At 66.1% G+C, this 22,166-nt stretch carries 16 protein-coding genes and 3 pseudogenes; 9 read left to right on the forward strand and 10 right to left on the reverse strand.

What is annotated here, in order from left to right; genetic code table 11:
- Window positions 1-11 precede the first annotated feature (11 nt).
- Window positions 12-941, forward strand: coding sequence for a DUF389 domain-containing protein (locus C0J29_RS19895; protein WP_065162231.1), 930 nt, complete (start codon window positions 12-14; stop codon window positions 939-941).
- Between the two features lie 22 nt (window positions 942-963).
- Here C0J29_RS19895 and C0J29_RS19900 read toward each other — a convergent pair whose 3' ends face one another.
- Complete coding sequence (locus tag C0J29_RS19900; protein ID WP_065046819.1) at window positions 964-1,272, reverse strand: hypothetical protein; 309 nt, start codon at window positions 1,270-1,272, stop codon at window positions 964-966.
- A gap of 166 nt (window positions 1,273-1,438) precedes the next feature.
- On the opposite strand from C0J29_RS19900, the gene C0J29_RS19905 reads away from it, so the two are divergent.
- Together C0J29_RS19905 and C0J29_RS19910 are read left to right on the forward strand one after the other, a co-directional pair.
- Window positions 1,439-2,062 (forward strand): hypothetical protein, encoded by a 624-nt coding sequence (locus C0J29_RS19905; RefSeq protein WP_162951518.1) that lies wholly within the window; start codon window positions 1,439-1,441, stop codon window positions 2,060-2,062.
- A complete protein-coding gene (locus C0J29_RS19910; protein ID WP_120793330.1) occupies window positions 2,059-3,252 on the forward strand; it encodes a TolB family protein in 1,194 nt (397 codons plus the stop codon). The genes C0J29_RS19905 and C0J29_RS19910 overlap by 4 nt, the downstream gene beginning before the upstream one ends.
- Window positions 3,253-3,306: 54 nt before the next feature.
- Here C0J29_RS19910 and C0J29_RS32900 read toward each other — a convergent pair whose 3' ends face one another.
- Together C0J29_RS32900 and C0J29_RS19915 are read right to left on the reverse strand one after the other, a co-directional pair.
- Window positions 3,307-3,630 carry a hypothetical protein gene (locus C0J29_RS32900; protein ID WP_065046814.1) on the reverse strand — a complete coding sequence of 108 codons (324 nt, stop codon included), beginning with the start codon at window positions 3,628-3,630 and terminating at the stop codon, window positions 3,307-3,309.
- Window positions 3,631-3,798: 168 nt separating this feature from the next.
- Window positions 3,799-4,122 carry a hypothetical protein gene (locus C0J29_RS19915; protein WP_133434952.1) on the reverse strand — a complete coding sequence of 108 codons (324 nt, stop codon included), beginning with the start codon at window positions 4,120-4,122 and terminating at the stop codon, window positions 3,799-3,801.
- Between the two features lie 407 nt (window positions 4,123-4,529).
- Between C0J29_RS19915 and C0J29_RS19920 the strand changes: the two genes are divergently transcribed.
- The gene (locus tag C0J29_RS19920) at window positions 4,530-5,747 is read left to right on the forward strand and encodes an N-acetylmuramoyl-L-alanine amidase (protein ID WP_371872416.1); all 1,218 of its coding nucleotides are present in this window, start codon (window positions 4,530-4,532) and stop codon (window positions 5,745-5,747) included.
- 9 nt (window positions 5,748-5,756) lie between these two features.
- On the opposite strand, the gene C0J29_RS19925 is transcribed toward C0J29_RS19920, so the two are convergent.
- On the reverse strand, window positions 5,757-8,507 hold the full coding sequence (locus tag C0J29_RS19925) for a glycoside hydrolase family 2 protein (protein WP_242460491.1): 2,751 nt from the start codon (window positions 8,505-8,507) through the stop codon (window positions 5,757-5,759).
- A gap of 190 nt (window positions 8,508-8,697) precedes the next feature.
- On the opposite strand from C0J29_RS19925, the gene C0J29_RS19930 reads away from it, so the two are divergent.
- Window positions 8,698-9,543, forward strand: a complete 846-nt coding sequence (locus C0J29_RS19930) for a CDP-diacylglycerol diphosphatase (protein WP_065165938.1) — start codon at window positions 8,698-8,700, stop codon at window positions 9,541-9,543.
- Between the two features lie 1,182 nt (window positions 9,544-10,725).
- On the opposite strand, the pseudogene C0J29_RS34815 reads toward C0J29_RS19930, so the two are convergent.
- From C0J29_RS34815 to C0J29_RS19940, 3 genes and pseudogenes are all read right to left on the reverse strand, one after another.
- Window positions 10,726-10,818 (reverse strand): annotated as a pseudogene (locus C0J29_RS34815) (PE family protein); the annotation flags it as partial.
- A 1,356-nt stretch (window positions 10,819-12,174) separates the two neighbouring features.
- Window positions 12,175-12,393 (reverse strand): annotated as a pseudogene (locus tag C0J29_RS34820) (PE family protein); the annotation flags it as partial.
- Window positions 12,394-13,034: 641 nt separating this feature from the next.
- Entirely contained in the window at window positions 13,035-13,319 is a 285-nt protein-coding gene (locus C0J29_RS19940; RefSeq protein WP_240748627.1) for a hypothetical protein, read from the reverse strand.
- 247 nt (window positions 13,320-13,566) lie between these two features.
- Here C0J29_RS19940 and C0J29_RS19945 point away from each other — a divergent pair, with 247 nt between their 5' ends.
- Window positions 13,567-14,805, forward strand: coding sequence for an HNH endonuclease signature motif containing protein (locus C0J29_RS19945; protein WP_120793335.1), 1,239 nt, complete (start codon window positions 13,567-13,569; stop codon window positions 14,803-14,805).
- A gap of 269 nt (window positions 14,806-15,074) precedes the next feature.
- Here the strand turns inward: C0J29_RS19945 and C0J29_RS19950 are convergent, their stop codons facing one another.
- Window positions 15,075-17,009, reverse strand: a complete 1,935-nt coding sequence (locus C0J29_RS19950) for a glycoside hydrolase family 64 protein (protein WP_065162786.1) — start codon at window positions 17,007-17,009, stop codon at window positions 15,075-15,077.
- Between the two features lie 435 nt (window positions 17,010-17,444).
- On the reverse strand, window positions 17,445-18,656 hold the full coding sequence (locus C0J29_RS19955) for a DUF7802 domain-containing protein (protein ID WP_133434947.1): 1,212 nt from the start codon (window positions 18,654-18,656) through the stop codon (window positions 17,445-17,447).
- Window positions 18,657-18,764: 108 nt separating this feature from the next.
- On the opposite strand from C0J29_RS19955, the gene C0J29_RS19960 reads away from it, so the two are divergent.
- From C0J29_RS19960 to C0J29_RS19970, 3 genes are read left to right on the forward strand one after another with little or no spacing between them, the layout of a single operon-like run.
- Window positions 18,765-20,261 (forward strand): FAD-dependent oxidoreductase, encoded by a 1,497-nt coding sequence (locus C0J29_RS19960; protein WP_065162784.1) that lies wholly within the window; start codon window positions 18,765-18,767, stop codon window positions 20,259-20,261.
- Window positions 20,262-20,266: 5 nt separating this feature from the next.
- Window positions 20,267-20,962 carry a TetR/AcrR family transcriptional regulator gene (locus tag C0J29_RS19965; RefSeq protein ID WP_082994128.1) on the forward strand — a complete coding sequence of 232 codons (696 nt, stop codon included), beginning with the start codon at window positions 20,267-20,269 and terminating at the stop codon, window positions 20,960-20,962.
- Window positions 20,963-21,004: 42 nt separating this feature from the next.
- Complete coding sequence (locus tag C0J29_RS19970; protein ID WP_120793337.1) at window positions 21,005-21,907, forward strand: hypothetical protein; 903 nt, start codon at window positions 21,005-21,007, stop codon at window positions 21,905-21,907.
- Here C0J29_RS19970 and C0J29_RS34825 read toward each other — a convergent pair.
- Window positions 21,906-22,119 (reverse strand): annotated as a pseudogene (locus C0J29_RS34825) (hypothetical protein); the annotation flags it as partial. The gene C0J29_RS19970 and the pseudogene C0J29_RS34825 sit on opposite strands and share 2 nt — an antisense overlap.
- Window positions 22,120-22,166: the final 47 nt, after the last annotated feature.

Genomic DNA, 22,166 nt, shown 5'->3' on the forward strand with positions numbered 1-22,166 from the left:
AATGTGCGGTGATGCTCCATCTGCGGGTGATCGCGCCGACCGAGTCCAGTGATTCGGTGCTCGAAGTCCTTCGCCGGGAGGTGGGGGTGACCCATATCGTCGTGCACCGCGACGCCGCGCTGGACCCGCCCGGCGACGAAATCACGGCCGACATCGCGCGAGAAAGTGCCAACGACGTCGTCGACGACCTCAAGGCGCTCGGGCTGAAACGGCGGGGCGCGATCACCCTGGACGTGGTCGACACGGTGGTGTCCACGGCGGCCTATCGCGCCGAGAACGAGGCCGACGGCGATCCCGCCGACGCGGTGGTCTGGGACGAGTTGGCCGAGAGGTCGCGCGAGGAGTCCACGCTGAACGCCACCTTCCTGACGTTCCTGACCCTGGCCTGCCTCATCGCGGCGGTCGGCGTTGTGACGGATTCGCCGGTGACGGTCGTCGGCGCCATGGTGGTGGGGCCGGAGTTCGGGCCGCTCGCCGCGCTCGCGGTAGCCGTCGTGCGGCGCCGCGGCTACCTTGCCCGGCGGGCCGCGCTGGCCTTGCTGGTCGGCTTCCCGGTGGCGATGCTCGTCACCGCGATCGCGGTGCTGGGTGGTGAGGCGGTCGGCTGGATCAAGCTGGGGACCATCCGACAGCTCAGTCAGGTTGACTTCATCTTCCAGGTCGGACCGCTGTCGTTCGTGGTCGCGCTGCTCGCCGGCGCGGCCGGCATGCTATCCCTGGTTTCCGCGAAATCCGCTGCGCTGGTGGGAGTCTTCATCTCGGTGACGACGGTCCCGGCGGCCGGTTTCGCGGTTGTCGCCGCCACTGTCGGCGACTGGGAGGTCGCCGAGCAGTCCGCCATACAGCTCGGGGTCAACCTGGCCGGGATCGTGCTCGCGGGAGTCCTGGTGCTCTGGGTCCACCTGCGGACCAGCTCACGGCATCGGGCGAACCGTCACTGAGGGTCAGCGGACTCTGGTGTCCCTATCCCCCCGATCGACTGGCGATGCAGGTCCGATAGGCCTCCATACACTGCGCCACAGCGTCGGGCGGCACGTACCGCTCGCCGTAGATGCCTATCTGCACGTTCGCCGACATACACGCCTGCTTCTGGCTGTCGCAGCTGGTCGTCGGTGCGTCCGGCGCCGGAATCACGTCTGTGGGGTCGTTTCCCTCTCCGGTGACGCACGGTGTCGTCTCCGGTTCGGCCGCCGCGGGACCGGCGACGATACCGGCGACCGGGCAGATCAGGACCGTTGCAATCGCCAACCGGGCGACGGTCATCGAAATCATCGAAGGCTCCTCACGGGAGAGTGTCAGAGATTCAGAAGGTAAGCCCGGGGTTTTGCTCGCCGTAGGGCATTTAGCCGCGGGCGTGAGGGTAGAAAGTCCCTGTCGTGTAATCCGTCGCGGGGCGAATATGACCTTCATGCTTCGCGTGTTATGTGTTGCCGCGACCGTGGTGATGACCGCCCTCGGCGTTGCCCCGCGGTCCGGCGCGGATCCGCTGGCCGATTTGATGAGCATGCTGCCATCGGGCTACAGCAGTGGCTCCTGCAAACCTGTCGGTTCACCGGGCGCGCTGGCCGCCGTGGAGTGCCGTAACAATTCCCTGCCCGGTGGCCCGACATTCGCGACCTATTCGCTGTTCCGCGATTACACCGGGATGTATGACGCCTTCACCAAGAGCCTGAAGGATCCCGCATGGATCGCCATGTCATGCCCCAGCAAGTCGTCGCCGGAACCCTTTGCCGTGCTGGGATCGGACGGCAAACCGACGGGTTTCTTCGCTTGCGCGCACGGCGAAGGCGCCGACTGGCAGGCCAGGAACGGAGCCCTCGCGTGGACGCGGAACGCCGAGCACTTCCTTGGCGTGGCAACCGTCAGGTACGAAGGTCAGCTGTATCCGGCCGGCCTGTTCAATTGGGTCAGAGGGCCGCAGCTCGAAAGAGACTGCGCCGCCGCCGGCGGCAAGTACACGGCCTGGCACGGTGACGCCGAAATCTACTATTCGAACTGCTGCTTCACCGACCACTGCGACGAGTACGTCGATGGGACGTACCAGGGGCGTTCGCAGGCATGACCGGCGCCCCTGTTCCCAACAAACAACACCGACGCCGCGTACGCGTCGCCACCCGGTGGATCGCGGCGATCCTGGTGGCATTGGCGGCGGCCGCCTGCACTTCGTCGCCCAAGCCTTCCCCGACACCCGTGGCACCGAGCCTTTCTCGCGGCCCGCAGCGCGCGCTGTTCGATTCGCTGTTCTATTCCAAGGCCGGCTCGCTCTACGTCAGCGACCCCGCCGGCACGCCGGGCCGCAAGCTCACCGACGGACCGGCGGATACCGAGCCGGCGCCGTCGCCCGACCTCGCGCACGTGGCCTACATCCACAAGGCCGCTACCGCCGACTATGGCGGCGAACTATGGGTTCTCGATCTCTCGCCCGCGCATGAGCCCCTCGGCGCACCGCGGCGACTCGTCGACCCGGGCGCGCTTCCGCCGGGGTTCGGGACCCCGGAGGCCGGCGATGGGCCACCGCGGGTGTGGCGTCCGCGCTGGTCCCCCACCGGGAACCGGATCGCCTTCCTCGAGGCCGGTCAAGGGGGCGGCCTGTTGCTGGTCGCGGACGCCCAGAACGGTCAGACCGTGCCGCACAAGCAGCGGATGTTCGCCGACGACAACTATGCGTGGGCGCCCGACGGGCAACACATCGCCTGGACGGGCGGACGTAGCGATGTCTCGCCCGTCGACGTCAGCGTGCTCACGGTCGGCGGTACCTCGACGCCTGTCGTGACTGCCGCCAATGCCTTCGCCGTGACGTATGACGTCGCGGGTCAGTCGATCTTGTTCGCCAACGGCAACGCATCCGGTGAGATGTTCGACGGGATCCCGTTCGCGGTCCGCGACGGTGGCATCTACTCCGTCGCCACCCCCGGCGGAGCACCCGCAAACCCACCTGGGGCGGCGACACCGGTCCTCAAAGGGCAGGCGTGGTACGGGGACGTCGCGGCGCTTTCGTCTGGCGCCGTGGCATTTACGCAAACCAGTGTGGACGGATCAGCCAAGAGCATGCAGGTTCTCGATGCGCACTCGTCGGTGGCCCGCACACTGGCCGGGAGCGTAACGGCGGATAGCCAGGGGCCGGTGTGGGGGCCAGGCGACATCGTCGCGTACGTCGACTCCGGCAAGCACTTGGTCGTGACGGACGTGGACAACCACGCGCCCAAGCAGATCGACACGGGTGTGGACGCTTTCGCCTGGCCACCCCGGTGAGCACTCGTTGCGGCCGGCCCGGCGCGAGCTATCCGGAACTTCTGCTACCCGCTCTCACAGGCCCGGCAAACAGATGGGGGATCCGCCGCAGGTGTTCGCCGGGGACGGGTCTCCCTCGAGGATGTGCGCACCAACTTGGATGCCGCCCTCGGTTCCCGGATGTCCGAGACTGCCGCCGTAGTAGTGATGACATGTGTTCATGTCCCACACCACGTCCGGCATAGGCAGCGGGCTGCCAGGGCACCAGACCCTGCTGCACATCGCCAGTTGATTGCAGATGCCCGTTCCCGGGTCGGCTTGTGCGATCCCTGTGCCCAGCCCCAGAGTTGCCAGCGTCAGGGCGCCAGAGAGCGCTGCGCCTGCGATGATTCGCCGCATTTCGTGTTCTCCGTTTCGGTAGGTCCGCGTGTCAGCGGTGTCTGGGCAAAAGTAATCCGGCATTCTTGCGAATTTCTGGCGTCTCCGGCCGCGAATGCCCCCGCGAGTGCCCTCGCGACTGCCAGAAACGGATCGTCGCCGTCGCCTCACCCGGACGGTGCCACGGAACTATCCGGCCTGCGTGAGTCCCAGATGTTGGGTGACGCGCGGCAATCCCTTATCGGAACCGCATACGGGCCTTGTTATGCCGGATTCGTTCTTGCCCTCCAGGGTGATCGGATCCCACGAGGCATAGCTGGCGTACGCCCCGGGCACTCGGGTACCCGACGAGCAGACTGCGTCGGAGTGCCAGGCCAGCGTCCACTGTCCGTCGAACATCCGCGCTTCCCCGAATCCCGGTCCGCCGGGACTGTTGGCCACCGAAGCGCAGCCGGCACCACACGGCGTGAAATACCAGTCGCTCGTGGTGGTTTCACCCGATGCGGAGGTCACCGTCGAAATGTAGTGGCCACTCATGGCCGGCTCAGCCGACGCGATTCCAGCCGGCCCGAAAGCGAGCCACCCGGCGAACACGGCGACAGAGACAACGCGTCGCGGAACGGTCATGGTCTGATGTCCTCTCTGAGAGCAGCCGTTACCCCATAGATTTGCTATAGCACAAAGACGGAGGCTTTGGGTCTGCGAGATTCCGGGACCTCTCCGGCGCGACCGACGGGCCATTGAGCGCAATGAAAGGCCCTTCAGCGAAAACTCCGCACCGGAATTGGCATCGGACGCCCGGGCTGACCAGTTGGTCCCGGCAAGACCCTTTCGTGGCACGGCGAATCCCCTGTGCTCAAAGGATTTCCACTGCGGCGGGTCGCGCCGCCGATAACGCCGACGCGAGTTACCGTGTTGCCGTGCCGGATTGGTGCGGGTGCTCAGCGACGGCCGCTGTTTCACGTCGCAACGTTCTCAAATACGTTGCGGCCGCACCGATCGTGCTTGGTTTAGGCACCGTCGCACCCGGGCTGGCCCAACCTCCCCGCGCGGCGGCGGACCCGATCTTGGTTGCGGCGGTCGAAGCCCCCGGGCAGGCGCCTAACATCGTCGGCCGCGCGCAGTGGGGCGCCCAGGAATCGCTTCGGAGCCGACCACCGGTGTATGACAACGGAATCAAGGCCGGCGTCGTGCATCACACCGCGACCGTGAACGAGTACGCGCCGCAAGATTCGGCGGCAATCGTGCGGTCGATCTACGCCTACCACACCCGGAACCTCGGCTGGCCGGACATCGCCTACAACGCCCTGGTCGACAAGTACGGTCAGGTATTCGAGGGCCGGTTCGGCGGGATGACCAGACCGGTCCAGGGCACGCACACCGGCGGCTTCAACCGCAACACGTGGGCGGTGTGCATGATCGGCGAGTTCGATGCGATGGCGCCCACGCCGATTCAGGTGCGCACCGTCGGCCGCTTGCTCGGGTGGCGGCTGGCCATGGACGGCATCGACCCCAGGGGCAGCACCTCGTTGACATCGGACGGTGGACCCTACACCCGGGTCCCCCGCGACACCGCCATCAGCCTGCCGAACATTTTCGCCCACCGCGATGTCAGCGATACCGATTGCCCCGGCAAGATCGGGTATGTCTCGATGAGCCAGATTCGCGACGTCGCAGCGCAGTTCACCGCGCGACCCAGTGCCTCAGATCTGGCGCAATCGCTGGAGGGAACTGCCATCTACGACCGGTGGCGGGCGATGGGCGGCATGAACAGCACACTCGGCGCGCCCAAATCACCGGAATCGCAAGGCGCGGGGAGCACGCGGTACGTCATCTTCGACAAGGGAGCGATGTACTGGTCCCCGGCAAGTGGGGCCCAGCCGGTCACCGGCTCCCTCTACGCCGCGTGGGGCGCCCTGGGCTACGAACACAGTGCACTCGGGCTGCCGACCAGCGCCGAAATCCAGGAGCCCGAGTGGATCGCGCAGAATTTCCAGCACGGCACCCTGAACCTGGACCGGCACAGCCGGACGGTCACCAGCGTGATCGACGGCATCGCCGCACTGGTGGCGCCCCCGTCGGCAGAAGGGCCGCCGACGCAGCTGGAGCGGTTCTCGCCTGCGCGCAACCGGGTCTGACCCACGGCCTTACGCTACAGGAACGGTGATCGGCGACGTGTTGTGTCCGGTCACTCGTACCCAAAGCGCCGACGAATCCTGGTGTTCGGTGGTTCCCCGGATGTCGACGGTCTCCCCCGGAAACACCGTCACGTAGTTGTCGTCGTACTCGATCGGCAGGATCTCGTCGCCGTCGCGCGAGGACATCACCTCGGCGCGCTCGAAGAACGCGACGTTGTGTGTGGGGTTGTGTAGCCGGACGACCACGCTCCCGTCGGCGGCCTGAGCAGTGACGTCGAGCGGCACCCGCGGCATGGAGCTCAAGGCGGTCATGTCCGCCCAACTGACCTGCATCGAGTCGAACGCACGGTCATTGTCGGGATCCCCGACGTCATCGGGCTGTTGGGACTGCCAGTAGACGTTCTCGGTGACGACCTCGCCGGTGTTGCGAGTCAGCTGAGCCCTGACGAAGAAGACGGGCGAATTGGCGAGCCCCCGGGGTATCGTCATGGCTTGTGCGGCGCCTCCCGCGGATACGTTGGTGCGCTGCGAGATTCGCTCGGCCTGCAGTGTTCCCTGCAGGTCGTAGATGCGAATCCGGACGAGGAGATCACGCTCGTCCTGCTGTGTCTGGTTGACGACGCTGATGCGTCCCGAGTTGCCGTCGCCGTCGGCGTAGGAGTCGAATACGACCGACAGTGGCCGCAGCCCCTTCTTGGCGCCGAAATAGGCACCGCCCGGGCGCAGGTAGTAGTCGAAGAGCTGGCCGAAGAACGACGGCCAGTGACTGTTCAGCATCCAGTATATGGTCATCTTGTGCCGGTCCCATCCCGTGGCGGCGAAGGCCTCGAACTGCGCGCGGGCCGACTCGTATTGAGCCAGTTGCGCTTTGGCGGCGAACGTCTCGGCGCTGTCGGACGGGCCGTACCGCAGGCCGATCGACCGTTGAGCACTAAGCAGGGCCCCGTTCTTCGGTTGGCCCCCGGCGTGGAAATACCAGGTGTCGTTGATCGGCCACAGCTGGTCGGGCGGGATGAACTTCCTGAGGCTGGCGAACGGCGGAATCTGTTCATTGCTGCCCTGTTCAGCGGACGCGCCCCAGGTGGCACCGTAGCGGCGGCTGAACCAATAGCTGGGCGGTCGCCAGGTATAGGGACCCGTCATGTCGATTCCGTCCCATTGGGCCATGCCGTCGCCGTCCCTCGACTGGAGGGAGGAAGTGTCGACAGTGGCGTTCTGCCAATGCAACTCATCGAGGATGGACCGGTATCGCGCCCGGATGTCCGGCGGGGGCAGGCCGTCGCTGCCATTCGCCCAGATGAACGCCGATGCGTGGGATCGCAGCGATTCGATCTGTGAGCGCATACTCGCCATTGCCACCCGGTCATCTTCGGGATCCCACTGCGCCCACTTCTCCCACTGGTTGCAGCACATCCAGCCGGCCATGAGCGGAATGCCGAGCTCGTCCGCCGTTTCGACGAGGTGTTCGCTGGTGAGTTTGCCCTCGAGTCGTAACATGTTCAGACCCAGATCCTTTGCGTATCGCAGAATCGTGGTCTCCCGGTCCGGGTCGTACCGGAACAGCAGATCGGGCGTGTAAGCCGCGCCGCGGATCGGGAAGTTCTTGCCGTTGACTTGGAGATAGAAGTCTCCGCCGTCGCCGGAGAATCCTTCGTCGCGATGCTGGGTGACGGTGCGGATGCCGAAATGAAGTTCTCTGGTATCGCTGGGCCGGTTGTCGACGCGGAACTCCAGCCGCAGATCGTGCAGCGCCGGCCGGCCCATGGTGTACGGCCACCAGAGATCCGGCCGGTGCAGGTTCAATTGTGCGAATTCATTCGGTGTTGCGGTGATTTGACGATTCTCGCCGGGTGCCAGGGTGACCGCCTGCTCCACGCGGACCGTCGACGCGTCCGGCCGGGTGATCGTGGCGCTCAGAACGCCGCGTGCGCGTCGCGCGGAGTAATTGTGAACCTCGGCGTGAATCGTCAACCGCGCGCTGTCGGTGCGGGGCAACGGAAGTTCCGAATTGACGGTCGCGGCACCGATTCCCACGTCTCCCAGCGATTTCAGGTACACCGGCTTCCAGATGCCGGCATTGCGGTCGGCGACGAAAGATGTTCCCCGCCGATCCGGATCATTATCTGGCGACGGTAGGCCGAGGTAATCCCAATTGATCCAGTCGTTCCAACTGTCGGCCAGCTCGACACCGTCCACATCTTGAAGCGCACGCTCGGGCGTCACCTTCACCGCCAAGACGTTTGACTGCCCGGGCCGAATCCACCGCGTCACATCCAATTCGTGAGTCACGTACATGCCGACCACCTGCGTGCGGTCGGCTACCAGGTGCCCGTTCAACCAGATTTCACCGCGGTAGTTGATGCCGGGAAAGTCCAACACGTAGGTCGTCCGGTCCGGTGGAGCGGTGAACTCGGTGCGGTACCACCAATCTTGGCGATACAGATCCTGCGGCACGTGGTCTCGAAGGTTCTTGCCTACGTAGAGATCTCGATAGACACCGTTTTCCCGGAGTATCTCCAGCACGGTGGCCGGCATGCGCGCGATTTTGTACCAGGCGGTGGCGTCATAGTCGGCGAGAGACAGGGCGTCGCCGTTCATCGAGGTCTTCGTCGCGGGAGACAGCGTCCAATTGTTCGACAGCTCAAGGCGGTCCGGTGCAGCGGAGGGAGCATGAGTGGCCAGTGGCGAGTACGCCGCCGCACACAGCGACAGCGAGGACAGCGCCAGCATGATGAAGATCTTGACGGCGACCTTCAGCATGCTCCTCGGCTCCTCGACACGTGTGTTCGCCTCATCATGCCGTCGTCCGTCTGCCGACGCCAACAGAGCCGGGTGCCGACTACGAGACGACTGCGGACCGCGGGCATGGTCGATTACGGGCCGGAAGGCGTCGACGAAAGTTATATTGCTGGTTCAGTAATTCTGCTGATTCTGATCAAGGAGCAGTCACATGGGGGATTCACCGGTCAGCGGCACCGGCAGACGGCGTATCAGTCTTGCTGCAGGCCTGTTCGGGGTGGTAGTCGTCATCGCTGCATGCCTCCTGGGCGTCGGTCTCTCGCCGGCTGGGACGTCATCGTGGCCGGCTCTTGCCGACCCGGGTTTCCACCCGCCTGACAGCTGCGGATCCCCGAACGACAGCGGACCCAGACTCGAGCTCTGGAAGGCCGTCAAAGACCACTATCCCCCGCCGGCCAACCCCTCGCCCAACATCTTCGTCAACGAATCATGGGCCCTGAAGGACGGCGGGCAGGGCAAACACGACCTGTTGGCGATACCGCGGGCGCGCGTCACCGGAGTCGAATGCGCGGAGATCTGGGGCCCGAAGGCCTTCAACCTCTGGAAGCCCGCCTGGGATGAGGCGGTCAAGCGGTTCCAGGGCGTTGACATCATGCTGGGCATCAATTCTTTCCACGGCCGCAAGCAGGATCAGTTACACATACATCTCTCGGGCTTTCAGCACCAGGCCAGGACCGACCTGAACGGCCTCAAAGGGATCCCGACGGATCTGTCGAAGTGGAACACGAGCATGTACGTCGTGATGGGCCACGTCTACCGAATCGTGCGAGTGAACGACCTCGACTCGAACGTCTTCAAACTGGTCAAGGACAACATCTCGCAAAACGATATGTTCCAGCAGTCCATAGCTGTCGTCTCCGCCGCACCTAACAAGGGCTTCTACATCCTCAGTACGCAGGGCAAACCCGATGCCGGGGAACCCGAACACAACCCTGAACTGCGGATCGGAAAGGACTTCGGCACCGAGGCGATCGACAGTCTCATCTCGCGGAGCTGACCGTGCGCTCCTGAGATCACAGCCTATTCCCCTACGCCGCCAACGCATTTGGTGCGTAAGACGAGTTCTGTGACCGCCGCGCTGCGCTTACGCCTTGCCGTTGTTTCCGTTGTTGCCGAGCAACAGTCCGCCGGTGCCGCCGGTGCCGGCCGTGCCACCGGCCTTGCCGGCGTTGCCGCCGTTGCCGCCGTCGCCGATGATCTGGGCGTCGCCGCCGTTTCCGCCCTTGCCCGCGGTGGTGGCTCCGAATCCGCCGGCCCCGCCGTCACCGCCGCTGCCGGTGACGCCGGCCTTGCCGCCGTTCCCGCCTGCACCGCCCGTGCCGTTGCCGTTGGCGTTGGCGTTGGCGCCGGACCCGCCGGCACCACCGGCGCCGCCGGAGCCGGACAGCAGGCCGGCGTTGCCGCCCGCGCCCCCGGCGCCGCCCTGCTGGGTGCCGCTACCGCCCGCGCCACCGTGCCCGCCGTTGCCGCCCGCGCCGCCCGAGCCGAACAGCACGCCGGCGTTGCCCCCGGCGCCGCCGGCCCCGCCGGTCGAGGTGCCGGCCCCGCCGCTGCCGCCGGCCCCGCCGGCGCCGAAGGACAACGCGCCGGCGTTGCCGCCCGCGCCACCGGCCCCGCCGTTGTTGCCGCCAGAACCACCGGAGCCGCCGGTACCGCCCGCCCCGAACACCCCGCCGGTGCCGCCGGCCCCGCCATTGCCGGAGAGGCCCCCGGATCCGCCGGTGCCGCCATCGCCGAACACCAGCCCCTTGCCGCCGGCCCCGCCCGTGGCCCCGGCTCCGCCGGCCCCGCCGACTCCGCCGTCGGCGAACAGGCCGCCGGTACCGCCGGCCCCGCCCACCCCGGTGGCACCGGGTCCAGCACCGTGACCGCCCGTACCGGCGGCGCCCGAGAAGAACCCGGCGTTGCCGCCGATCCCGCCTGCCCCGCCCTTACCGGCGTTCAAGGCCTGCCCGCCGTCACCGCCGGTGCCGCCGGCGCCGTTAAGCAAAGCTGAGCCGCCGGCGCCGCCGGTCCCCCCGATGCCACCGGCTCCGTTGGCGATGCCGCCCGCGCCACCAGTGCCGCCGTTGCCGAACAGGATGCCCCCGGCACCCCCGGCACCACCCGCGCCACCCGCCCCGCCGGCGGCGGTGTTGGTCGCGCCGTGCGCGCCGTTACCACCGTTGCCGAACAGCCAGCCGCCGTCCCCACCGGCTGCTCCGGTTCCCGGAGTTCCGTTGGCGCCGTTGCCGATCAGCGGACGCCCGGTCAGTGCCTGGACGGGCTGGTTGACGATGTTGAGCGCATCCTGTTGCAGGACGTGCAGCGGGTTGGTGCTCAGCGGTGCGTTGAAACCGTCGGCGCCCAACAGCAGCCCGCTGACGCCACCGAGGCCGGCCTTGCCCGCGGTAACCCCGCCCGTCCCGCCGCTGCCGGCGTTGCCGCCGTTGCCGATCAGCACACCGTCGCCGCCGGTCCCGCCGTTGCCGCCGGTGGTCACCCCGGCCCCGCCGTTGCCGCCGTTGCCTCCGTTGCCGAGTACTCCGGACTTGCCGCCGGCGCCGCCGGTGCCGCCGGTGGTGACGGCAGCCCCGCCGCTGCCGCCGGTGCCGCCCGAGCCGATCAGCTGGCCGGCGGTTCCGCCGGCGCCGCCAGTGCCGCCGGTGGTGCGACCCAGGCCGCCGGCACCGCCGGCCCCGCCGTTGCCGGTCAGCAGGCCGGCATTGCCGCCGGCACCGCCCGCCCCGCCGGCGGTCTGGCCGTTGTTGAGTCCTTCTCCGCCGGCGCCCCCGGCACCACCATCGCCGAAGCCGAACATGCCGGCGTTGCCGCCTGCCCCACCGGCCCCACCGGTGCTGCCGAGACTCGAACCGCCGCTGCCGCCGGTGCCACCGGCTCCGAACATTCCGCCGGCACCGCCCGCGCCGCCGGCCCCGCCGGTGGTCCCGGCGGTGGTGGACGTGCCGGTCCCGCCGGCACCGCCCGTGCCGCCGGCGCCGAATGTTCCACCATCGCCGCCGGCACCGCCGGCCCCGCCCGAAGCGCCGGCCCCGCCGGACCCGCCGACACCGCCGTCGGTGAACAGCCCGCCGGTTCCACCGGTTCCACCTGCGCCGCCGGTCGCGTTGCCGAAGGTGAATCCGCCCGTGCCGCCGGTGCCGGCGGCCCCGAAGAGCATGCCGGCGTTGCCGCCGCGTCCGCCTGCCCCGCCTGCCGCGCCTCCGGCGTCGGTCGAGGACCCTCCGACGCCGCCGGCGCCACCTGACCCGACCAGCAGGGCGTTGCCGCCCGACCCGGCGGCCCCACCGGCCTTGCCCGCCGTCGTGGCGGTACCACCGGCCCCACCGGCGCCACCGCTGCCGAACAGTCCCGCGGCTCCACCGGCACCACCCTTGCCGCCGTCAGCGCCCGCGGTCGAAGTTCCTGACCCACCGGCCCCGCCGTTGCCGATCAACCATCCGCCCGCGCCACCGTCTTGTCCTGTCCCGGCGGCTCCGTTGGCGCCGTTGCCGATCAACGGGCGTCCGGTCTGTGCCACAAATTGGGCGTTGACCACATCGAGCAGGCTCTGCAGAGGCTGTGCCGCAGCGGATTCGGCGGTCGCGTACGAATTTGCGCTCCCGGTCATCGCCTGCACGAACTGCTCATGAAACACCGCCACCTGCGCGCTCGCGCTCTGATAACCCTGACCGAACGTCCCGAACAGTTCGGCGATGGCGATCGAAACCTCATCCTCGGCGGCAGCCAGCAGACCGGTGGTACGGGCCGCCGCCGCAGCGTTGGCTGACTGAAGCGAAGAACCGAGACCGGCCAAATCTGTTGCCGCCGTGCTCATTGCCTCCGGCAGCGCGATGACATAGGACATTTCGACACCTTCCTGCGAGTCATGACCCCACGGCCGTGACGGGTGGTTTGATCGCCAGACCGCCGTCTGGTGAGCTTTGAAGAGATTTGGTGTTGTAGCGGCGGCCGGCTTGGTGTGCCTCAGCCGCCGCCGAAGGAGCAATTCATGCGGGTGCGAATTTCAGCGGGTAGTCAGCCCTGGCTTCTTGGACTTCGACTCGCCGGAACGGATTACGTCTCCGAGCGGTTCACCGGTTGCGATGGAGTGGCTCATGCCCCGGCTCCTCTGACGCGATGCTGGTCATGCCATGACGCTATGGGGCGAGACAGTGGCCCGTCATGACCACAACTAGGCATTTTCCAGCACCCGGCGATAGTCAGATCTGACTAATCAGCCAGTGGTCCGCCGCCCGCTGGCCGTAGGAAGTGGTGGCTCTGGGTCCCGTAATAAGTTGTCACATAACGTTTCATAGGCTGATTGTTCGCCGGGGCCGGGTGTTGGATCATGGGGCAGATGCCTCAAACTCTGGCCGGCGATATGCGCGCCCGTTGATGGTTAGAGCGGCAGCCGTGAGCGTGTCGAAGTCGGGCGACGTGCCCTACATACTCGAAAAATCAACCGCCGCAACGGCGGAAGCGTCGAAGCACCCGCGACCGGGCGGGTCAGCCGATTTCACGGATGGAGTCGAGGCGCTGGTTCACCCGGGTCAGCGCCTCGTCGAAAACCGCGACCTTTTCACCGCGTCTTTCGTTGGCCGGCTGGGCGGCCCCCCGCGCGCCTTCGGCCTCCACTCGGGCCGCACCTTGGCGCCGCAACAGGCTGAAGTTCTTCTCCCGCGCAGCCCTGAGCCGGCCCTGCAGATCTTTCAACTGCTTCTCATCCATGCGCTCCAAAGCGTCGGCATGGGTTTCGCCGATCAACGAGCTCTCCTGCAGGGTCAGGTTCACACGGTGGTTGCTCACCGTAATGTCATAGCCCGCGTGGCCCGAGCGCGCACGACAATCAGGTACGGCACCCCGAAACGTCACGCACGTGCCATCCCTCGTTCAGGGGCCCGTCAGGCGTGTGTGCGCTCATCCCGGATCGCCGCCGGCCCCGCGGGCCCCGGACCTGCCCGGCCGGATTACGCCTCGGACCTGCCCGGCCGGTTACGCCTCGGATTAACTTGTCGTACCCCGCTGGGAGGATGGGGTTATGTCGGTGACTGCCTTGGCGGGCTCTTTTCAGCGGCCTCCGGTCAAGCGTGTGGATGTGTTGTTCGAGGAGTTGTCGGAGTTGGCGGGGCAGCGCAACGCGATTGACGGGCGGATCGTGGAGATCGTCGCGGAGATCGACGGGGACGGGTTGTGGGGGATGACCGGGGCGCGCTCGGTGGCCGCGGTGGTGGCCTGGAAGCTGGGCACCACCCGGGGCAATGCCGAGACGATCGCGACGGTGGCGCGGCGGGCCCAGGAGTTTCCTCGGTGTGTGGCAGGCCTGCGCGAGGGGTGGTTGTCGCTAGATCAGGTCGGGGTGATCGCCGCGCGGGCCGGGGACGGCTCAGACGCTCATTATGAGCAGTTGGCCCGCTATGCCTCGGTCAGCCAGTTGCGCACCGCGATCAAGGGCGAACCGCGCCCGAAACCGGATCGGCGCCCGCCCCCGGCGATCAGCAAAACCAGCACCGATGAGGCCACGTGTTGGCGGATCACCCTGGCGGCCCCGCAGGCGGCGACGTTCGAGGCCGCATTGGCGTCGCATCGGGAGGCGCTGATCACCCAGTGGAAACACGACCGCCCCGAGGGTGCGTCGGAGTCGGCGCCGCCGATGCCTGACACGATGGATGCGTTTATGCGGCTGATCGAGGCCGGCTGGGACGCTGAGGCCACCGCCCGCCCACACGCCGCGCACACCACCGTGGTGGTGCACCTCGACGTCGACAAGCCCGCCGCCGCACTGCACCTGGGCCCGCTGCTCACCGAGGGCGACCGCCAGTACCTGACCTGTGATGCCACCTGTGAGGTGTGGTTTGAGCGCGACGGCCAGCCGATCGGCGCCGGCCGCACCACCCGCACGATCAACCGGCGGCTGCGCCGCGCCCTGGAACACCGCCACCCCTGCTGCGCGGTGCCCGGCTGCGGGGCCACCCGCGGCCTGCACGCTCATCACATCCGGCACTGGGAACACGGCGGCCCCACCGAGCTGATCAATCTGATCCTGCTGTGTCCGTATCACCACCGCGAGCATCACCGCGGGGAGATCACCATCACCGGCGACGCCGACCACCTGACCGTCACCGACCGCGACGGCGCCATCCTGCAGCTCGGATCCCTGGCCCGACCACCCACCAGCACCCCACCCGACGTCGCGCCTTACCCCGGGCCCACCGGCGAACGCGCCCAATGGATGTGGTACACCCCCTTCCAACCCCAACCACCGCCCACCACCAACTAGCTTGTTTCGGCGGCCGCGTGTCGAGGCTGAGACAGGCCGCAGCTGAGCAGGTCGGAAGTCGGGTTCGGTTGAAGCATCACTGGCGCCGCTGCGCTTTACGGCATCCGCAGCAATGCATGTCCCACTCAGCTGATGAAATACTATGCGCCACAACGGAATCAGTCATACCTGGCTGAACTGCCGGCGTTCAGAGTACGTCCGGCCGACGCGTCCGCACGCGTACACATCAATACCGTGACGACGGCTCGCCACCGGCAAGACGCGGCGCACTAGTTAAGGATGAATGAAAGACGCGTAGGCGGCTGTGCGTTGTTGAGGATCAGCACCGAACTCTGGTTGTTGACGTCGTCGAAGGGGAAGCCGTAGGCGAGGTTGGCAATGCTGTTGGTGTGGAAGAACTGTGCCCAGTTGTTCCACCGCCCTCCGGTTGGATAGTAGGCGGCGACGTTGGCCCACTGATCCGGCGCAATCGCCACGCCGCGGTTGAACGCCGCGTTGAGTTCGGCGAGGAACGCCCCCTGTTGATCGGCGCCGACGAATGGGCCGTTGGAAGCGAAAACCTGCGCCGTCGTGGGCTTGACCATGGTGTATGTAGAGGTGGCTCCGCCGTCTGGGGTGACGTTGTAATGGAACAGTCCGCCGCCGTCGATGTTTCCGGTCACCGTGTATCCGGGACCGTCGTAAATGAATTGGTGGGCTTGATAATTCGACCAGAAGTCGTTGATGGGTTGATCGAGCCAGCTGGCCAGGCCGCCGGGCGTGGCGCTGCGCGGGGCCAAAATCCGCAGCGGGTCGCCGGTGCCGTCGTGCAGTACCAATGCCTGGAACTCGGCCGGGACCGAGGCCGCGTACTGCTGGAAAACTTGGGCTCGCGTCAGTGTGATGCCGCGGGTGGCGTCAAACCCGGTGGAGCTCTGCCCCAGCTCGAACGAGAACGGCATCCCGAACTGGTCCACCTGCGTGGTGTTACCACCGAAGGCGACTGAGCCGTACTTGTAGGTCATCTCGTACCAGTCGTAAACCGTGTTGTAGTTCGGATCGGCAGGATTCGCGGGGTCGAGACCCGCCCAGCCCGAGTTGTCGGCGGCAATGCCGATGTAGAGCGGGTTCTTCATCGACATGAAGATCCGGCCGCCCTGAAATTCCGACGGGATCGAGAAGTTACCGGTCTGGTCGAGGGTGAACGACATATTGGCGTAATTCACCCCGTTGTAGGTGAGGTGACCAGGCGCGTTCGCGGCACTGGAGTCGATGTGGTGGGCTATGCCGTTCTGGTCGATCCACGACCACTGGCCGGGTGTCGTCTGGCCGAGCAGGGTCAGGTAGACCTCGCTGTTGCTTAAACCCGTGTTATTGATGAAAGGGCCAACGCGAAATCCGCCGGGAAGGCCGTTGGCTCCGTTGAGACCCGCATGACCGGGGCTCCCCAAGAAACCGGGCGCGCCACCGGCACCGCCCAGCCCGCCAGTCCCGCCGGGACCGCCGGCTCCGAAATTTCCTGCGGCATCGGCGGGCCCTCCGACTCCACCAGTCCCGCCAACTCCACCGGCACCGCCGGTGCCACCAATACCGAACAGCAGCCCGCCTTGACCGCCGACCCCGCCCGCCCCGCCAGAGCCACCGGGACCGCCGGTCTGACCCGCAACGCTGGTCGTGTTGCCGGTAGCACCGACTCCGCCGGCGCCACCGGTGCCGCCACGACCGAACAAGCCCGCCGCTCCCCCGGCACCACCTGTTTGTCCGACCGCGCCGGACCCGCCGGCACCACCATCACCCCACAAGATGCCGCCCGGTCCACCGGCCTGACCGGTCCCCGGGGCTCCATTGCGGCCATTGCCGATCAGCGGCCGCCCCAATAAGAGGTTGAAGGGCGCATTGATCACATCGAGGATGCTCTGCTCGATGGACTGCAAGGACACCGCGCTGGCAGCCTCCGCGGCGGCATACGCGCCGGCCCCAGAATTGAGGGCTTGCACAAACCGCTGCTGAAACGTCGCAATCTCCGCGCTGATCGCCTGATAAGCCTGCCCGTGCTCGCCCAGCAGCGCGGCTATCCCCGCCGACACCTCATCCGCACCGGCGGCCAGCAGCGTTGTCGTGGAACCCGCCGCCGCCGCATTGGCTTTCGTGACCGACGAGCCGATCAGCACCAAATCCGAGGCCGCCGTGACCACCATCTCCGGCGCCGCGCAGACAAACGACATTCCACACCTCCAGGCAACCCATTCACGCGAAATACTCGAAAGAGCTTTACCGGCGAATGTCCAAAGGTCAACAGGGCCGCACACATTGCGACAAATATTTGACGGCGTCGGGACGAGGAGATCTCGTGGACGGATCGGGACCTGCCACTTTCGTGAGAGGGATCGGCATCGGTGTCTAAGAGTGAGACGAAACCGACGATCGTTCTGACGCGTGCCGGAATTTATCGGCGGCCTTCGCCATCGTGAATGAACAACCAATCCGAGGGAGCGACTCATCGTGCTGGCCGACAGCCCAGCGCACCAGCCTCGCGCCCGCGGACGCGGCGACCGAGTTCGCGGCAAAACTCTGCTTATCTGTAAGTGATTGAGGGGTGTGTCCGACTGTGTCTCGTGATTTTGGGTAAGGGGAGTTCCGGCCGTGGGGAACAGTGTTATCTATGGGTCGGATCTGGATGCCCCGTGTGTGGCGGTGTCGGGGATGTGACGGTTCGCGTTACGCGTTTGGGCGAGGCGTGATCGGTGATTTGTCAGCGGTTGGCGGCCGATCACGCGGCGGCCATGGCTGTGTGTGTAGGCGCCCCAGGTGAAGGCGATGGACATCAGGTAGTTGAGGACGGCGAAGGTCAGTGAGCCGGTCGGGTCTCCTGAGGGTGTGACTCCGTTGCGTGCGGCGAGGTAGTCGGGTAGTGCAGCAATCCAGAAGAGGGCTCCGAAGGCGAGATAGATGATCGCGCAAACGGCTGCAAAGTGGTCGCGGGCAACATCTTTCGGTGTGATTGATGGGTCATGTAGCCGGGTTCGGTAGGCCCCGACGAAGGCGTAGGCGGTGATCGCTGCGGCTGCGCTGATCAGCAGCCAGGTCGCGATGAATCGGCCCGTCTGTTGTGAGGTGCCCAGGCCAAGTGCCAGCGACAGCACGTTGCTGAGCACCATCAGCGGCCATACCCCCAAACTCGCCAGAACGACATTGCGGACGATCTGCCAGCCGTGGGCCGGTGTGCGGGCCGAAATCCTGGTGACGAGTGCGATGGCGAACGGCACGATCAGCGAAAAGCCTTGCAGGCTGGCGTAGGGAACCACTCCCATTGAGGGTTTGGCCGTGGGGATCTCGGTGTTCCATACCCACCAGCGCCATTGCGGGCCGACTGTGTCGATGACTTCGAAGAAACACAGAAACCCGAACGCGACACACGTTGCGCCGACGACGGCGTTGTAGCGGGTGAAGATGCCGGTCCGTTGCACCAACGCGTAAGCGACGTAACCGAATACTGGATACATGGCGACGATGTAGTCCGGCAACCGGTCGAAGAAGAACTGCACCGAGAACTGCCCGTGGGCGAACACCAGTCCGATCTGATCCTGCAAGCCGAACCACTGTGGAAAATAGGTCACCGGCTCGACCAGCAGCAGCGCCAGCACCAGCGCGCACCACAGCACCAGGTTCGAGGAGTCCCCGCGCCGGCGATACCAGCGCAGCGCATGCACCAGGCACGCGATCGCGCCGATGATCAACAGCGCCTCGATCACCGGAAACGTCCAGTGCTGCAGAGCGAATGGATTGCGCAGGGTCAGGAACGGATTCCCGTCGCACCGCACACCCTCGATCGGTGCGGTCAGACGGGCGAACTCCGGCGTGCACGTATTCACCGCCACCCCTTTCGGTCGTCCCGCCTTGCCCAACTATAACTATCAGACACGTCTGTTGGATATGCTAGAGTCGCCGGACACGCGCTCCACCACCGTCAGGAGGGGTTCATGCGCCAAGGGCACGCCGTTGTGATCGGCGCCAGCATCGGCGGCTTGTGCGCCGCACGCGCTTTGCAGCACCGCTTCGCCACCGTCTCGATCCTCGAGGCGGATTCGCTGCCCGGTGTTCCCGAAGGCCGGCGCGGCACCCCGCAGGCCTGGCACAATCACTTCCTGCTCGCCGCGGGCCGCGAAGCGATCGAAAGCCTCTTCCCCGGCTTCACCGCTCGCCTGCTCGCCAACGGCGGCTGCGAAATCGATCCGGGACTGCAAGCCGCGAATTGCCTCATCAACGGCTGGGCGCCCCGCTCGCGCACCGATATGCGCATGTTCTTCGCCTCGCGGCCGATGATCGAGATGACGATCCGGGAGTTCATAGCCGAGGACCCCGACATCACCCTGATCGAGCAGTCCCGAGTGGAGCAGTTGCTGTCGCGCAGCGATACCGGCGGGCCGATCGTGACCGGAGTGGCCTACCGCGACGCCGACGGTGGACCCCAGCAGCTGGGCGCCGACTTCGTCGTCGACGCCGGTGGCCGGGGCAGCCGCGCCGCGAAATGGATGCAGCAGTTCGGCCAGGCGCCTGAAGAACTCACCCTGGATGCCAAAGTCAGCTATTCCTCGCGCTGGTATCAGTGGCCGAAAGACACCCTGCCGTGGTACCGCTTCCTGACCACGTTCCCGGACCCGAATCCCGCTGCACCCGAACCGCATCAGTATCTGTGTTCGGTCTTCCCGATCGAGAACGACAGCTTCATCGCGGTCATGGGGTCGTGGGGCCTGAGCATGCCGACCGATGTCGAATCCTACGAGGCCGCGGCCCGCCAGACGCGCACGCGGGAATTCTCCCGATTACTCGCTGCGTCCCAACCGTTGTCCGATGTCCACCACACCCGCTCGACGCGCAATGTGTGGCGGCGCTTCGACCGTCTGGCGGCTCCCCCACGCGGTTTCATCGCCCTCGGCGACGCGGTGTGCGCGTTCAATCCGATCTACGCCCAGGGGATGTCGTGTGCCTCCACCGCGGCAATCATCGTGCGGCGCCTGTCGCAGACAATCGATCCGGCCTCGGCGCAGTTTCCGAAAGCGTTTTATGCCGAGCAAGCCACATTCCTCAAAGGCGCATGGACGTTGGCGCTGAGCCGCGACGGCGGTTACCCGCTGGCGACCGGCAGCGAGGCGCTGCCCGACGGCGCCCGCAAGCGGCTGATGCGCAAATCCACCTGGCCGGTCTTTCATTTCGTGTCACAAGCGTGCTGGGAGGACGAAGCGGTGCAGATCCATTTCGACAGGGTCTACAACCTGCAAGAAACCGTGTTCGAACTGCTGAGGAATCCGCGAGTGGTGGCCGGCCTGTTGCGGTATGCCGTCAAAGCGCTGCTCGGGCTCAGCAAAATCCCGCCTCCGGTGCCACCGCAATTGCCGCCGCCTGACACCGATTACACCGCATTGCGTAATAAGGCGATGGGCAAAAGCTCCGCCGAACCGCTGGCACCGGTCGGGTAGCTTCGATGAATGCTGGGCTCAGCCGTAACGCGTCGGCCTCCGTCATGAGTGGCTCGGCACGCCACAACGTTTCGCGACGACGAACCGGAGCAGCCAAACAACTCGGCCGCCCACCGGGTAGCTCAGCAGAAGAGACCATCCCACGCCTGGTCGAAGCCGCTCAGCAGCATTTCGGGATGCACGGGTATGCCGGTGCCCGGATGACCGAGATCGCCGCCGCAGCCGGCATCACCCACTCCTCGACCTACCAATACTTCGCCTCCAAACGCGAGCTGTACCAAGCGGCGTTTCACGCCGCCCTGACCGAGTTGCTACCCGCCTACCGCGACGCGATCGACCTCGACGGCCCGGTCCGGGACAAGATCAAGGCCATCTTCCGGGCCTCTGCCCGCACGCACCGACACACCCCGGCCATCACACCGTTTCTGGCCTCCATCCCGATCGAAATCCGGCGCCATCCCGACCTGCTGCCCTCCCTGCAAGAGGGCACCGAACTGATGACCTCGCTGGTCGACATGTTCTCCGCTGCCCGCAGCCGCGGCGAAATCCATACCACCGCAACCGATATGGAACTGATCATGGCGTTCCTCGGCGCAGCCATGGGCATCGGGCTGCTCAGCCACGGCCTACCCGACAGCAACATGGACGCCATGGTCGACATCCTGCTCGCCGCCTTCGACGGCGAGTTGTTCACCCACTGATCCACCCCTGCAACCACCACAACGGAAAGGAAGTCGATCACAATGCTGGACAAAGCAGTCTTGGCGGCGTGTGTGATCTACCTGGCCCTGAGCGGATGGGCACTCGCGGGACCCGCGGGCATGGGACTGCCGCCGGCGGCCATGATGGTCATGAGTGCTGCGATGATGGTTCTGCTGCTGGGTCATATGTGGAAACACCTCGCTCTGAAACTGACGATCGCGTTCTTCGCCACCGCCTCAGTGCTGGAATGGGCTTTCGAACAGACCAACATCAGCTACGGCGGATTCATTTGGGGCGATATCCGCTACGGGCACTTGGGCGTGTTCTCCGTGCACGTGGGCGCCGTCCCCGTCGCCGTCCCGGTCATGATGGCCGCCATCCTGTGGCCCACCTACGCCACCGTCAACCTGATCCTCGACGGCCGCGTCGTCGTCGACCCACGCACGCTGACCTGGTGGCAAACCATCTGGCGCTGCGCGCTCTACGGCATGGTGCATTCCTGGCTCATGCTGGTCACCAACGCGATCAGCGTGAAATTCGACATCTACCACTGGGTAGGCCGAAGCCTCACCTACTCAGCCGACGACGCATTCCTCGGTGACCCCACAGCCCCCCTGGGATGGGCCATGTACGTGTTCATCACCATGCTCGTCTTCACCTTCGTCATGCTGCCCTTACTCGGCCGCAACACCCTGCAGCACAACGCAGATCGTCCCCTGACCTGGTCCGACGGAGCCCCCATCGTGTTCTTCGGCGTAATGGGCCTGCTCAACTACTTCAACCCGGTCAACCTCACCGCCGGCAACATCGCCCTATGGACCCTCGGTTTCTTCGCCGCCCTAACCGGCTACCGATTCGTCACCCTCATGCGCGACCACCACGAATACGTCGAAAACCGCTCTGCAGAACCAGAACTCGTCACGGGCGGCATCCCGCAGCAGTGACTAGGGCCAGTGTTTTGGCGTGTTGATCACTCAACTCTGCTTGGTGAGTGGCGTCGGTGGCGAAATGTCCGCAACTCAGGCAACTATTGCCTTTGTTCGCACGATTTCAACGGCAGCAGCAGACAGACCCCGTTGGGCAGTACCCGGTCGGTGCGTGCCGAGAGTTGGGTCATGTCCAGGATGTCGAAGGGACTGATCGCGATCTGCACGCCGCCCAAGACAACCTATTCAGAACAACGAGACGAAGCAGGCACCCACC

Source organism: Mycobacterium paragordonae (genome assembly GCF_003614435.1).
Lineage (GTDB): Bacteria > Actinomycetota > Actinomycetes > Mycobacteriales > Mycobacteriaceae > Mycobacterium > Mycobacterium paragordonae.

Excerpts from the sequence above, each read along its gene's own strand:
- C0J29_RS19900 (WP_065046819.1), bottom strand. The coding sequence starts at position 1,272 with ATGATTTCGATGACCGTCGCCCGGTTGGCGATTGCAACGGTCCTGATC.
- C0J29_RS19910 (WP_120793330.1), top strand. The coding sequence starts at position 2,059 with ATGACCGGCGCCCCTGTTCCCAACAAACAACACCGACGCCGCGTACGC.
- C0J29_RS19960 (WP_065162784.1), top strand. The coding sequence starts at position 18,765 with ATGCGCCAAGGGCACGCCGTTGTGATCGGCGCCAGCATCGGCGGCTTG.
- C0J29_RS19925 (WP_242460491.1), bottom strand. The coding sequence starts at position 8,507 with ATGCTGAAGGTCGCCGTCAAGATCTTCATCATGCTGGCGCTGTCCTCG.
- C0J29_RS19895 (WP_065162231.1), top strand. The coding sequence starts at position 12 with ATGCTCCATCTGCGGGTGATCGCGCCGACCGAGTCCAGTGATTCGGTG.
- C0J29_RS19930 (WP_065165938.1), top strand. The coding sequence starts at position 8,698 with ATGGGGGATTCACCGGTCAGCGGCACCGGCAGACGGCGTATCAGTCTT.
- C0J29_RS19950 (WP_065162786.1), bottom strand. The coding sequence starts at position 17,009 with ATGTCGTTTGTCTGCGCGGCGCCGGAGATGGTGGTCACGGCGGCCTCG.
- C0J29_RS19970 (WP_120793337.1), top strand. The coding sequence starts at position 21,005 with ATGCTGGACAAAGCAGTCTTGGCGGCGTGTGTGATCTACCTGGCCCTG.
- C0J29_RS32900 (WP_065046814.1), bottom strand. The coding sequence starts at position 3,630 with ATGCGGCGAATCATCGCAGGCGCAGCGCTCTCTGGCGCCCTGACGCTG.
- C0J29_RS19945 (WP_120793335.1), top strand. The coding sequence starts at position 13,567 with ATGTCGGTGACTGCCTTGGCGGGCTCTTTTCAGCGGCCTCCGGTCAAG.
- C0J29_RS19965 (WP_082994128.1), top strand. The coding sequence starts at position 20,267 with ATGAATGCTGGGCTCAGCCGTAACGCGTCGGCCTCCGTCATGAGTGGC.